1 protein-coding gene is annotated in these 16,112 nt (G+C 44.5%); it reads right to left on the minus strand.

Going from position 1 to position 16,112, the window contains the following annotated elements:
* Positions 1-4 precede the first annotated feature (4 nt).
* Positions 5-16,102, minus strand: coding sequence for a non-ribosomal peptide synthase/polyketide synthase (locus GYO_RS32135; protein ID WP_014113968.1), 16,098 nt, complete (start codon positions 16,100-16,102; stop codon positions 5-7).
* Between the last annotated feature and the right edge of the window lie 10 nt (positions 16,103-16,112).

The raw sequence follows: 16,112 nt of genomic DNA on the forward strand, positions 1-16,112 counted from the left end.
GTTTTTAGAAATCTAATTCGATTACGCTTGCAAAGTGTTCCTTTTTGTTTACTTTCTCGCTTAATTGGATCTCTTTTAATGGAATTGATGAGTTTTGTATAACTGCTGATAGGATCATCACGTAATCCTGTGCCAGCGTAGCAATGGTTCTCTTTTTAAATAGCTTCGTACAGTAGTCAAAGCTGCCTTGAATCTCGTGCTGGTTCATCTCGAAGGTCAGCTGCAAATCAAATTTTGCCACTGTATGTGTTTCTTCATAAGGTCTGACGGCAAGAGAATCTATTTCAATATCCGTTTGCTCTGTATTTTGCAGAACAAACATCGTATCGAATAGCGGATTACGGCTTAAATCTCGCTGCACTCCCAGCTTCTCAACCAATTCCTCAAAAGGATACTCTTGATTTTCATAAGATTTTAGCATTGTTTCTTTGGTTTCTGTTACATAATCTATAAAGGTCTTTTCTCCAGCCGGAGCCGTGCGAATGGCTAATGTATTCACAAACATCCCGATGATATGTTGTAAATCTTCATGCACTCTTCCCGCAACAGGTGTACCAACAACGATATCTTCTTGACCGCTATATTTGGCCAGCAGTATGGTATAGGCTGCGAACAAGATCATATACGTAGTCGATCCCGTCAATTCTTCCAGCTGTTTAACACCTTGGACAACAGACTCGTCGAGAACAAAGTTGTATCGTTTCCCATCAAAGCTTCGAACTTGCGGTCTGGCAAAATCTTTCGGCAACTCAAATGACGGAAGCGCCTCGTGAAATACATCCAGCCAATAGTCTTCCTGCTTCTTCATCCGTTCTTTCTGCGCTGCTTGCTGCTGCCATGCAGTGAAGTCTTTGTATTGAATCCGGAGCGGTGCTAATTCTTTACCGTCATACAATTGAATCAGTTCTTCGACAAAAATGTTCATAGAAGCGCCGTCCGTAACGATATGATGCATGTCAAACATGAAAATATGCTTTTCTTGTTCCAATTCAATAAGTCCAACTCGAAGCAATGGGGCCTTGCTTAGATCGAATGTACGTACGAAGGTGCGGAACAGCTCCTCGACCTCCTCAGTCGTTGCCTTGTACCTTTCGATAGTGAACTCCACCTCCGGCTTGACCATCTGCATCGGTTCTCCACGGATCATTTCAAATCCGGTTCGCAGCGATTCATGGCGCTGAATCAGTCTATGGAACGCAGTTTGTAAACGATCCATGTCGATCCTTCCCTCCAGCGTCAAAATCCCCGGCATGTTGTAACTTAGTTCTCCGCCTTCAATTTGTGTGGATAGGTAAACCATCTTTTGTACGGAAGATACAGGATAAACATCCTTCACTTCTACAGCAGGGATATAATCCGGTCCGCAGGTTTCCGAGTTTGCGATGACTTTTGCCATTTCCTCAATGGTCGGCCCTTGAAACACTTCTCTTAACGAAATCGTTTTGTTGAATTGCTTATGGATTTTGCCAACGAGCGTCATCCCCCGTAACGAATGCCCGCCCAGATCGAAAAAGTTATCTTTCACGCCTACTTGTTCTACCTTCAATACTTCTTTCCAGATGAGAACTAACTGTTCTTCCAGTCTCGTTCTTGGAGCAACATAGTCAATCCCGGTTTGCATGCCTGCTACGGGCAGCGGCAATGCACTGCGATTCACCTTTCCATTTGATGTTAACGGCATTTGCTCCAGCTGCATCAGGTATGAAGGTATCATGTAGCCAGGTATTTGCTGAGCAAGCTTTTCTTTGAGTTGACTGATTGGCAGTGCTTGCTCCGCTACAAAATAGGCATACAAATCGCTTTGCCCTTCTGCGTTTTCTCTGGCCAGAACAACTGCTTCCTGTACACGCTCAATGTTGAGAAGAGCTGCCTCCACCTCGTTTAGTTCGATACGGTAACCGCGAATTTTGACTTGATGGTCCATTCTTCCCACATATTCAATGTTGCCATCAGGAAGGTAGCGGGCAAGATCCCCAGTTTTATACATCCGTTTATTTGCATCATAGGGATGCGGAACAAATTTTTCGCGTGTTAAGGATTCCCGGTTATGATAACCTCTTGCCAAACTGACCCCTGCAATACAAAGCTCACCAACGATACCAATAGGCTGTAGCGTCCCGGCTTCATTCAGGATTAGAATTTCTGTGTTCGAAATCGGTTTACCGATTGGCGGCATCTCCTGATGAATTTCCGGATCGACGGTACACATGGTCACGACATGCGTTTCTGATGGACCGTAATGATTATGCAGCGTAACTTGGTGACGCATCAGCATTTCACGCAGCGTATTCGTCATAATAAGCTGCTCTCCCGCTGTGATAATATGATCCACACATTCGGCAAACGGTTCAAAATATTGTTTCTCCGATGCAAGGAGCTTGAGGAACGCAGTCGGGAGAAATGCCGTTTGTATCCTGTGTGTCTTGACAAATTCGTTGAGCTCACGAATCTCCCGTTTTGCCTCGTTGTCGATAATATAGAGTGTCCCTCCGCTTAAGAGCGTGGAGAAAATCTCTTGATAGCAAACATCGAAACTCATTGCGGCAAATTGCAGCACTCTGTCAAAGCGCAGCTGTGTATATTCCCGCTCATAAGCGAGTAAATTCAACATGGTTTTATGCTCTAATTGAACCCCTTTAGGTTTTCCGGTAGTACCTGATGTGTAAATGACATAGAATAAATGATTTTCCGCATAGGAAAGGTTAAGGTTGCTTGCATCACCCTGATATACCAATGGATCGTCAAGCAGAACTACAGATCCTTCGAAGGAAGGAGGAACGGTATGCCCTACACAAGTCACAAGTACATCGGCGCCGCTGTCTTCCATTAAATAAGCACGCCGTTCATCAGGGAGTTCCGGGTCTATAGGAAGAAATGCCCCACCGGCCTTTAATATCGCTAATATTCCGATCATCATATTTGCCGAGCGCTCCGTGAGAATGGCAACCACCCGATCGGCACCTACGCCTTGATTCCGAAGCACACGCGCCAGTTGGTTGGAGCGTTCATTCAACTGACGATAGGTAAAGGTTTGATTTTCAAACAAAATGGCGACACGATCAGGAGTATCCTCAGCCTGCTGCTCGAATTGTTGATGTATTGTTGTTGGCATACGTTCATCGATTACTGCAGTATCATTAAAAAGATTCCAAATTTCATTCTTTTCTCGCGGTCTCATCATCTCCAAAGAAGCGAGCCTTGCCTCAGGATGTTCGATGATCGCATCGATCAGCTGCACAAAATGCCGCATCATTCGTTCTACCGTTTCCGGTTTGAACAGTGTCGTCAGGTATTCCATTGTGCAATGAATGTGTGTCTCTTCTTCTACAGCCGTTAAGGTTAAATCAAATTTAGCCATCGTATGCTTGCTAGGATAAGGTTTAAACGTCAAACCATCCATCCCTAATTGTTCTTGCTCTGTGTTTTGCAACACAAACATCGTGTCGAACAACGGATTACGGCTTAAATCCCTGGCGATGTTCAGCTGGTCGACGAGCGCTTCAAACGGATAATCTTGATGCTCATAAGCTTTTAATGCATTTTCCTTCACTTCAGCGAGGTACTGAGAGAATGTCTTCTCTTTGGCAGGATAATTTCGCATCGCCAGTGTGTTGACGAACATCCCGATGATGGAATCCAAATCCGCATGCGGTCTTCCTGCTATGGGACTCCCCACAACAATGTCTTCCTGGCCGCTGTATTTGGACAGCAATAAGGTGTAGGACGCCAGCAGCACCATATATAAAGTGGATTCGGTTTTGAGTGCCAGTTGTTTTAATCCCTCGCTTCTTTTCTCATCAATCGTAAAGTGCAGCGTCGCCCCGGTAAAATCCCGTGTGGAAGGCCGTATATAATCGGTTGGCAAATGAAGGACAGGGATATCGCCGCTGTACAGCTCCAACCAATAGTCTTCTTGCTTTTGGATTTGTTCTAATCGCGCTTCTCCGGTTTGCCATACTGAGTAGTCTTTGTATTGGATTCGCAGGGGCGGTAATTCCGCTCCTTGATATGCTCTTACAAATTCTTTGATCAGTACATTCATGGATGTTCCGTCAGAGATAATATGATGCATATCAAACATCAGTATTGCGTGACTGGGTTGAAGCTCAATCAGCCCGACACGAAGGAGCGGAGGCTCCTCCAGTTGAAATGCACGAACAAATTGACTGATACAATGATCGATTTCATCTTCCTTGGCATAATACGACTCTACTGCAAATTCAACGTGATCTAAGACGTACTGAACAGGTTCTCCGTCCACCATTTTGAAGCCGGTGCGTAAAGATTCATGGCGATGAATCAATTTGGCAAAGGCCTGCTGCAGCTTATCCCGATCCAGCTCACCTTTGACAGTCATCAGGCCCAGCATGTTGTAGCTCAGCTCTCCGCCTTCCAAATGGTTGAGAATATAAAGTCTTTTTTGTGCAGAAGAAACTGGATAATATGGCCTCTTTTCAATTAGAGGAATAGAAGCATACCCGGTTTCCTCCATCGTCATGATTGCCTGTGCGAGCTGTTCAATTGTTGGGAACTGGAATATGTTTCGCAATGGAATTTGAACATGCAATTGCTTTTGAATTTTTGCAATGAGCGTCGTCGCTCGCAGGGAGTGTCCACCTATATCAAAAAAGTTATCTCGAATCCCCACCTGTTCTAAACAGAGAACATCCTGCCAAATCCTTGCGAGCTTCATTTCTGTTGAATTTCGCGGCGGCACATATTCCGAGCCCCCATATCGCTTTCCATCCGGTTCTGGTAATAAGTTGCGATTCAGCTTTCCGTTTGGCGTTAATGGCATTTGATCCATTTGCACAAAATAAGCCGGAATCATATATCCTGGCAAATGCCGGGTGAGGCGATCCCTAAGCTGACTCGTCGGGAATGGCTTGTTCGCTACATAGTACCCGCATATATAATGCTCGCCATCTGCATCTTCAAGGACAGAAGCGACGGCTTCTTGAATCTCAGGAATGTTCAACATTATCGATTCAATTTCACCGAGTTCAATCCTAAAACCATGAATTTTCACCTGATGATCGACGCGCCCAATAAATTCTATATTGCCGTCCGGCAAAAGACGGGCCAGATCTCCGGTTCTATACATTCGACCCGAAGGAACAAACGGATCGTTAACGAATTTTTCATTCGTTAATTCCGGCAAGTTCAAATATCCGCGCCCCACGCTATCCCCAGCAATGTACAACTCGCCTTGAACGCCCACTGGCTGTAATCGCTGCTGCGAATCGAGAATGTACATGCGATTGTTGCCCAGCGGCTTGCCTATAGGGACATGAACTTGACTGCGAGTCCAAGCGTCCGCAGAAACTTTGATGTTGAACAAGGAAGCATCGACACAAGTTTCGGTTGGTCCATATACATTTGTGATGGCAGGTACTGCGCCATCAGCGCCAAATAAGTGCATGAACTTGGTTACCGTCGTTTTCGGAAGTGCCTCTCCTCCGATTAACAGATGACGAAGCGGTACTCCTTCCCTATCATCTGCAGCTACCAGCAGCTTCAAATGGGCGGGCGTCCCGTCGGTTACGTCAATGTGATGCTGTCGATAGTATTGGCATAAGGCCTCGCCATCAGACACAGCCTCTTTGGGAACGATAAACAAGGTATGTCCTAACAACAAGGAAGCATACATTTGCTGGACCGAAGCATCAAAATAATATGGAGCGAGCATGGCCACATGCAAAACCCCATCATAAGCGGAGTAAACCTCATTACGCAGTCCTTCGATGAGATGAATCACCTGGCGATGTTCAATCAACGTGCCTTTCGGCGTACCTGTCGTGCCAGAAGTGTAAATGCAATAGGCCAGTTGATCGAACTGGCATGGCACCGCCAGATTGATATCTGTTTCATGGTAGGCTTGTTCCTCTTTCATATTGATACATGTTCCGGAAAAGTTGAGTTTTTCAGGCAGTTCGCCGTGTGTAAGCAATACGTTAATGCTTGAGTCCCTTGCGATATAATGAATTCGTTCTACAGGAGAATCAGGGTCTATTGGCAAATACGCCCCGCCCGCTTTTAAAATCCCGAAGATCCCTACAATCATCTCCAGAGAACGTTCAGCCATAATGCCGACGAGTTGACCCGCTTGTATTCCTTCGACTCGCAAGGCTTGCGCAAGCTGATTGGCTCGTTTGTTCAGTTCGCCATAGGTTAACGATTCTCCCTCGAATACAACTGCTGCACGATTTGGCGTACGGAGCGCTTGTTCCTCGAACCGCTCATGAATTGTTTGTTCGTGTGAGTAGCGCATTTCTCTAGTCTGAAAACGGCTGAGCAGCTGTTCCTTCTCTTGCTGAGTCAAAAGCTCCAATTCTTCTATTTTGATGTTTGGGTGCTCTAATACCTGATGCATTAGCTGTTCAAAATGCCCGCTAATCCGCTTCACTTCTGATTGTTCATATACGTTTTGGTTATAGCCAAAATGAACGTTCAGTTGTTCGCCAGGAATGACAACCATATTAAAATCGTAATGTGAATGCTCTTCCATATGAAAATTCATAATGTTTAGCTCTGCAGCATCATGGCCTTGCTCCACCTGTTGTCCTATCGGATAGTTTTCAAAGATCAGAATATGATCAATTAAGTTTTGCTTTTGCTCCGTTTGTGCCTGAATTTCATATAACGGATAGGTATCGTATGATTGGGAAGCCAGTGCCTTGTCTTGAACCATTTTCATCGCTTCAACGAAAGAGCTGCCCTCGTCACAGCAGATTCGAACTGGAATTGTATTAATGAACAGACCGATCATTTGTTCCACTCCAGAGATTTCTGCAGGCCTTCCCGACACGACACTGCCAAAGACAACGTCTCCGGTCCCACTATATTTTTGTAATAAAATTCCCCAAAGTGTTTGAATCAACGTATTTACCGTGACATGATGCTGGTTTGCGATCCGCTGCAATTGTCTTGTTTGTTTTTGATCGAATCGGCTGATCTCATTGGCATAAGCATACGCTTTTCGTTCATGCTGCGGTCTTTTGTGAAGAATACGGTTTTCACCTTTGTAGTCTTCAAGATACTTACTCCAGTACCGTTTGGCCGCATTTTGATCCTGCTGATCAAGCCATTCGATATATTTACTGTAAGGATCAGTATACGCAAGGTCTGTTTCCCTGCCCTCTTGCAAACCGATATAGTGTTCAAATACTTCCTTCGTAATAAGAGGCAGGCACCAGCCGTCCATAACAATATGATGGAAACTCCAAATCAAATGATACTTGCGCTCTTCGATACGGAAAATCGCGATGCGCATCAATGGATCCCTAGCCAAGTCAAATCCTTTCGCTTTATCCTCACTTTGGTAGGATGCGATTTTATCCTTACACCGGTTCTCATCTATGTCACGTAAATCTGTAAAATGAACTTCCATTCTTTGTGTCTTATAGACAATTTGTAAGGGGATATCATTCCAGCCGCTATAAAAACGGGTTCGCAGCACGGCATACTTAGCAAATAAATGATCCAAGCTTGCTTCAAACCTGTCGATCTTTAATTCTCCCTGTAAATCAAATGATGCTTGTTCGAAATAAGAATTTGAATCCTCATCCAGCAAGCTGTGAAACAGCATCCCCTTCTGCATCGGAGTTAACGGATACACATTCTCGATCTCGCCTGAATTCGGCAGTTGGATCAAAAGCTGGTCTAATTCGTCAATGGTCATGCCTTTTAACAAAATATCGCTTGGCGTCAGTTCCGTTTGTTTTTTATGAACACAATGCTCAATGACTGTTCGAAGGTTGTTTTGAATAACTGCCGATAACTGGTCGATCGTTTCTTTTGCGTATTGTTTGGTGCTGTAGCTAATCGTCACCATCAATCGATCATTGACAATCATCCCGTTCATATTCAATACGTATGGTCTGATTTGATTTCCGCTCGAGTCTGAACCGCAGGAGTAGGAAGATAATTGAACCGCATGATTTTGAAAATCTTGATCAAACTGCCCCAGGTAATTAAAACTGATCTCTGGAGTCATTTTCGCTGGGAGTGTCGCTGTTAAGCCGCTTAAATACCTTAGTACTCCATAGCCGATCCCTTTATGCGGGATTTGGCGCAGCTCTTCTTTGGCCGTCTTGATGTAATAAGATATTTCTTTGCCTGGTTCTATGTGAAGCACAACCGGAAACAGACTTGTAAACCAGCCCACCGTGCGAGAGATATCCATATCTGGGATCACTTCTTCTCTTCCGTGTCCTTCTAAATGAAATGCAATCTGTTCAAGTCCTGACCAATGTGATATGGAAAGTCCTAAGGAGCTTAACAGAAGATCGTTTATTTCAGTGTTATAAGCGCGATTCGCTTGTTTTAATAATTGCTCCGTCTCTTCTTTGGTCCATTCCACAGTTACTGTTTCACTGTCTTTTGAATACGTATGCGATTCCTGAAAATCTTTAGGCAACGGTTTCACATCGGTTTGTTCAATCCGTGCCCAATACTCTTGTTCTTGCTTTATGGCATCACTTTGCGCATATGCCGAGAGCTTTTCGGCCCATAGCCGGAAAGAGTCTGTTTTGTACGGCAATTGAATGTCTTGCCCTTTAACGGCTTGCTTGTAGCCGCTAACGATATCCTCCATTAAAATGCGCCAGGAAATCCCATCTACAATTAAATGATGGATTGCAATGAGCAAATGATCCCCATCCGCACATTGAAACAATCCTGCTTTCATCAATGGCCCATCGCTTAACTGCATGCTGTTCTGTATCTGGTTAGCCTTGGCTTCAATGGCCGGACCTGGGTCGGCTTCTGCTTTTAGATTGATGACGTCAAGATGATATAGCTCGCTTTGAGCGATCTCTGCATTCCAGGCCTTGTATCCGTGTTCTGTCGCATGGAACGTCATGCGGAGCGCATCGTGATGCTCTCCAAGCTTTTGCAGCGTTTGGCGAAGCGGCGATTCCTGAAAGCCTTGCGGCGCATACAGCATGACAGCTTGATTATAATAATGCGGATCTGTCGTTGTTTGCTCAAAGAACCAGTGCTGGATTGGAGTCAGGCTTACCTTTCCTTTGACTTCATCTTGATCGGGAATGCGCACGTTCTGCTCGATATGCGGACTCAATTCTGCAATCGTCGCATATTGAAACAAGTGTTTGATTTCCATTTTGTATCCCAGTTGATTTAGTCTGGAAGACACTTGAATCGACTTAATGGAATCCCCGCCAAGATCAAAGAAATTATCCAGAATGCCAATCTTTTCAGCGCCTAATACTGACTCCCAAGTCGAAACTAATAGTTGTTCCACCTGAGTGCGAGGAGGCTTATATGCTACTCTGTCATGCAGCTGTAAATCAGGTGCCGGCAGCTCTTTTCGGTTTATTTTTCCATTCGGCGTTAAAGGCATTTTCTCCAGTTCGGTAAAATAGGCTGGAATCATATAGCCAGGCAGGGATTGAGACAATTGCTCCCGGATCTGGGATACCGTTATGGATTGGCCGCTCACGTAATACCCACACAGCTGCTTCAATCCATGTGCATCTTCTCTGGCTATGACAACAGCTTCTTTGATCTCTTCTGCTTGAAGCATCGCTGTTTCAATCTCGCCTAATTCAATGCGATAGCCTCTGATTTTGACTTGCTCATCCATTCGTCCCAAGTATTCAATGTTCCCATCTGGGAGCCACTTCGCCAAATCCCCGGTCTTGTACATTCTGGCTCCGGTTACAAACGGGTTTTTAACAAATTTCTCAGCTGTTAATTCCGGCCGGTTCAAATATCCTCTGGCAACGCCGGCTCCACTTATATATATTTCTCCAGGTACGCCGATCGGCACCGGTTTCATATCCTCGTCCAACACATAAATGCTCATGTTGGCCGCTGCTGTACCGATTGGCACCGATTCTCTCATGTCTTTGACTGCATCGTAACGATAAAGCATGCATCCGACAACAGTTTCCGTCGGCCCATATTCATTGCATATTTCAATTTGGCCGTCGAATTGCTCATGAATGCTTTGGGCTAACTGAGTGCTGAGATTCTCTCCTCCTACGATCATTTTTCGGATCGCTGTCTTATTGGCGATATTCATTGCTTTCAATACGTGCAAATGAGCCGGGGTCAATTTAATGATATCCACCCTTTGGTCCTGCACAATCGATGAAAGCAAAGCAGTTTTGTCCTCTCCGTCATAGACAATAATCGTATTGCCTGTGACCAAAGGTGTAAAAATAGAAGTTACTGTTAAATCAAAAGAGATGGACGAGTATAATGGGAAATTGGTTTTCTCTCTCTTCACATAGACCTCTTTCGCCCACCAAATATAATTGCTCAATCCCCAGTGCTCGATTAATACGCCTTTAGGCTTGCCTGTGGAACCAGACGTGTAGATCACATAAGCCAAATGGTTCGCATTGCTGAGCGGTTCAAGGTTAGAGGCTTCTTCGTGATAGGCGCTTTCCTCATCCAATAAAATCACGACGCCTTCATAGGTAATCTGCTGTAGGATGTCACGCGGCATCAAGATGATTCCGGCTTTTGAATCTTCCAGAATGTACTGAATTCGGTCTTGCGGATATTCTGGATCTATTGGGACGTAGGCGCCCCCGGCTTTTAGAATGGCAAGTATCCCAGTCACCAATTCGATGCTGTTCCTGCTGATGATGGCCACAGGTTGGTCCGCTTGCACACCCCTAGCTCTCAATGTTCGTGCCAGCCGGTTTGCTCGCTCATTGAGCTGATGGTAAGTAATCTGCTTGTCCTCATCAATAACAGCAGCTTGATCTGGTGTTTGCTGCGACTGCGCTTCAAACCATTGATAAACCGTTGTCTGCGGATATGGCGCGGCTGTATCATTCAGGGTCTGAAGAAGCTGTCTTTTTTCGCCTTCCGTCAACAATTCCAATTGTTCCACCCGGATATCCGCATCAGCAACGACTTGATGCAAAATTTGCAAGAGGTGTCCGCGAACCCGCTCCATGCTTTCGCGATCATACACCTTAGCGTTATATTCAAAATTAATATTGATTACATCACCCGGTATAACAGTTAAATTTAAATGGTAGTTGGTTTGCTCTTCCATTTTAACGTTTGAAATTGCGATAGGCGATTCGTGATGTTGACCGATACTTTCCATGTACTGATCTACAGGGTAGTTTTCAAATATCATTAAATGTGTAATTAAATTTTGTTTTTGGGTCGTAAGAGCTTGTATATCGTACAACGGATACGTCTCATACTTTTGAGAGGCTACTGCCCTTTCCTGCGTCCGTTTCATGAGCTCAGCAAAAGTGGTTCCAGCTTCACATTGGATTCGCACAGGAATGGTGTTAATGAATAAGCCAATCATGGTTTCCACGTTTGGAATCGCCGAAGGCCTTCCGGATACAACACTTCCAAAAACGACGTCACGGCTTTGATTGTATTTCTGCAGCAAAATCCCCCACGCCGTTTGCAGCAGTGTGTTCAGTGTGACATGGTGCTTGCTGGCCGTTTGCTTCATTTTCAAAGTGAGATCGGTGTCGATGGCACATGACACTTTCTCCGGAAAATAATGCTCATCCTCTGCTTGGTGACTGTCCTTGAGAAGGACGGTTTGTTCTTCATACCCTTCCAAATATTGATCCCAATAACGCTTGGCCTCTTCTTCATCTTGACGATCAAGCCATTCAATATATTGACTATATGGTGTAATCGCTGATTGTTCGGGCTGCTTTTGCTGGAGCAAAGCAAAGTAATGATCAAATATTTCTTTCGTGATAAGCGGCAAGCACCATCCGTCCATCAAGATATGATGAAAACTCCATATAAAGCGATATGTCGTATCATCCGTGCGAAGGACAATTACGCGCATTAACACGTCTTTCGCTAAGTCGAACCCCCGAAGCTTATCTTCTTTGGCGTATGCACAAATCCGGTCATCTTGCTGCGCTTGATCCATCTCACGCAAATCGATGAATTGGAAACCAATCTTTTTCGTTTTACATATGATTTGCAGCGGCTGATCTTTCCCTTTGAGAAAGTTCGTGCGGAAAATTTCATATCGTTTTGTTAAATCATCCAAGCTTTTTGAAAATGAATCGATATCCAAATCTCCATGCAAATCAAACGTCGTTTGCTGAAAATATGCGCCGGAACTTGAGTCAAACAAGCTGTGAAACAGCATGCCTTTTTGCATCGGCGTTAACGGATATATATTTTCCACTTCGCCTAATTCACGCGTTTGGTCCAAAAGCTCTTCCAATTCGTCTATTTTGATATCCTTTAACAAAACATCACTTGGCGTCAATGACGTCTGCTGCTGGCTTACGCAATGCACAATGATTTCTTGCAGACTTTCTTTTATATTTCGGGCAAATTGCTCCATGGTCGATCTTTCATATTGCTTATGGCTATAGCTGAGTGTCAGCGATAATTTCCCCTCTGCAATCATGCCATTCAAATCAAGTACGGCCGTTCTCGGCTGGTTTTCATTCATCGATACACCTGTCGAATAAGGAGATACCTGTAAAGCATGCTGCTGCAAGTCTTGGTCAAACTGCCCTAAGTAATTAAACCGAATTTCGGGATGAAGCTGCAGGCTGTCAGCTTCCGCACGGCCGGATAAATATTGAATGATACTATAATTCATTCCTTTATTGGGAACCAGGCGCAGCCCTTCTTTCACAGTCTTAATGCGCTGTGACAGCTCTTTTCCTGCTTCAATCTTCAGTACGACAGGGTACTGGCTCGTAAACCATCCTACCGTGCGAGTGATATCCACATCTGGAATAACCGGTTCTCTTCCGTGACCCTCTAAGTTCACGACAACTTCCTCCATGCCTGTCCATCTGTGAACGGCCAGCCCTAGTGAAGTCAGCAAAAGATCATTAATTTCTGTGTTATAAGCGCGATTCGCTTGTTTTAATAATTGCTGTGTTTCTTCTCTTGTCCATTGAATCGTTACGTCATCGCTGTCTTTCAATAATGAATCTTCAACAGCGTTATCCTTAGGCAATGGTTTCAGCTCTAACCTTGTAAGCTCGTTCCAATAGGCAAGCTCTCGCTCCATATCGGTTTCCTGTGCATACTTGGACAATTGCTCCGCCCAGAATGGAAACGAGTCTGTTTTTTGCGGAAGCCGAACCATTTTCCCGCGCTCCGCCTGCTCATAGCCGCTTGCGAAATCCTCAAGTAAAATGCGCCAGGATACCCCGTCAATAACTAAGTGATGAATCGCAATAAGCAAATGATCTCCGTCTGCACATTTGAACAAACCAAGCTTCATCAAAGGTCCTTGGCTCAATTCCATACTGCTTTGAATCTGATTCGCTTTATTGGCAACAGCATGAGCCGGATCGGCATCCTCTTTACAATTCATCACTTCCAGCTCGTACAATTTACTTTCTTCTGTGCCCGCAATTCGAGCAGCATATCCGTTCGGCGATTCTTCAAAAACCATCCGCAATGCATCGTGATGCACAGCAATACTTTCTATGGCTCGGCGAAGCGGAGACTCTTTAAATCCTTGCGCTGAATATAACATTACGGCCTGATTATAATGGTTCGCATGAGGCATATTTTGTTCAAAAAACCAATGCTGAATCGGGGTCAGGCTTGTCCTTCCCTTCACTTCTCCTTGATCCGCCATTCTGCTAACCGGCTCTACAAATGGGCTTAGCTCCGCAATGGTGGGATATTTAAACAAGTGTTTCATGTCAATCTTGTATCCGGATTGATACAATCTTGAAGAAACCTGAATTGATTTAATTGAATCTCCGCCAAAATCAAAGAAATTATCTAGAATTCCTATACGCTCAGTGCCTAGTACCTCCTGCCAAATGGACGCCAGCAGTTCTTCTATTGAGTTTTGCGGTGCTATGTATTCATTTTCCATCCGCGTTTTTTCATCAGCAACAGGTAAAGCTTTCAGATCGATTTTTCCATTAGAAGTGAGTGGTATTCGTTCTAAATGGATAAAGTAAGAAGGAATCATATAATCCGGCAGCTCTCGTGATAATATCTCTCTGAACTGCCCTGTACTTAAAGATGGTTCTCCAACATAATAGGCATACAATTGCTTGGTTCCGTCTTGACCCTCTCGCGCAACGACTGCCGTCTCACGAACCTCTTCCAGGTTGGATAGGGCCGCCTCCACCTCGCCAAGCTCGATACGGTAGCCGCGGATTTTCACTTGATGGTCGATTCGTCCCAAATATTCGATTTTTCCATCGGGCAGCCATCTAGCAAGATCCCCCGTTTTATACATCTTGCGGCCGGGGATAAGCAAATGGTCAACAAATTTTTCTTCAGTTAAATCAGGTTGATTAAGGTAGCCGCGGGCCACTCCAGATCCTCCGATATACAGTTCTCCGGGTACGCCTATCGGCTGGATTTGGCGGTGTGCTCCTAAAATATAGACTTGGTGATTGGCCACCGGCTTGCCAATTGTGATCTGTTCATCAGCAGAATAAACAGGTTGAAACGTAGAAACCACGCTATTTTCCGTAGGGCCGTATTCATTATTGATGCGAATCTGAGGCTGCAGAGAAAACAGCCGCTCTACCGTGTCGGGTTCAAGTTTCTCTCCGCCTACAACGACATGTTGAACATGAAAGAAGTCCTCTGCGCTCATCTGTTCGGTCATTGCTTGTAACAGCCGGGGAGAAGTCGAGAAATGGGTAATCCTCTCCTGCTTCAGAACGTTTTGTATTGCAAAAAGATCTTTGTTGTCTTCATTAGGCAAAAGATACAAAGCAGCGCCAGAGATTAGCGGACCGAAGAAATTTAAAATAAACGCATCGAAAACATAGGGATACAAAACAAGGACGCGATCCTCAGCAGAATGCTTAAAAAACGCCTTTTTCCACTGGAGCGAATTCACAATCCCGCCGTGTTCGACCATAACCCCTTTCGGCTTCCCTGTTGTGCCTGAGGTATAGATGACATAGGCCAAATGGCTGTGTTCTGCAATCGGCAATAACAGTGAGCAATCAGCATGGTAAGATGTTTCGTCATTTAGATCGATCATCGGGCCGTCAAAGACAAGGCTGTTTTTGAAATGCCGCTGAACAACAAGCACATCTGCATTCGCATCATTCAGCACATATTGAAGCCGCTCTTCCGGATATTCAGGGTCAAGAGGCACATAAGCGCCCCCTGCCTTCCAAATGGCCATGATGGACACGATCATTTCTAATGAACGCTCTGACATGATGGCGACCAATGTATCGGCTTGAACACCGTAGTTTCGCAACGTTCTTGCCAAACGATTAGATTTCTCATTCAATTCTCTGAATGTCATATGGTTGTTATCGAACTTAACAGCTACATAATCAGGCGTTCTTTCCGCCTGCTCTTCAAATAATTGACTTACAGTCTTGTTTCCAGGATAATCTGCGGCGGTGTCATTAAAGTCAAACAAAATTTCCTGTTTGACCGCTTCGGGTATGACTTGTGCTGTATGGATTGCAGCTTGGGGCTGGAACAAGATCACGGACAGCAGCTGATCGAGATGGGACACGATTTGGTCCATATAGTCCTCATCATAAAGATTTCCGTTATAAATAAGTTTCAAATGAATCTCGCTACTCTCCAAGTCAAAATGAAACAACGTATCAGTTGCAATGTCTTCCTTAAATTGCAAGGAATGAATTTCATTGAGCGAAACAACGGTATGAATTAACGGGATGTTCTCATTGTCGTATTGCACATTTACATGCTGGACGATTTTTCGAAAAGGCAGGTTTTGATTTTTTAGCGAATTATTAACCGCTTTTTTTAGTTGTTCGAACACAGTTTTAAATGTACTTTGGCAGCTAAGCGTATTTTTCAATAGGACAATGGTATTGACAGCTGAAGAGCTGCTTTTTTGCTTAGATACCGTTGGAATACCCAGAATCGTGCTCGCTCGATCCGTATATTTATACAACAAACATTCAATGCCTGCCAATAAAATCAAATAGGTTGCCATTTCGGAATGATTGGCCATTGTCAATATTCTTTGAGATACTTCTGGAGATAAGGAACGATAGATGCTTTTTTCCTGGTAGCCAACACGGGTTAATGATGCGTTTTCCGCTGTTTTAAAATACGGGATTACACTAAGGCTATCCTCTTCATCAAACAGATTATCCCAGTACGTTACTTGATTTTTAAACACCGACATTGGAGCACCT

The sequence above is a fragment of the Bacillus spizizenii TU-B-10 genome, assembly GCF_000227465.1.
Lineage (GTDB): Bacteria > Bacillota > Bacilli > Bacillales > Bacillaceae > Bacillus > Bacillus spizizenii.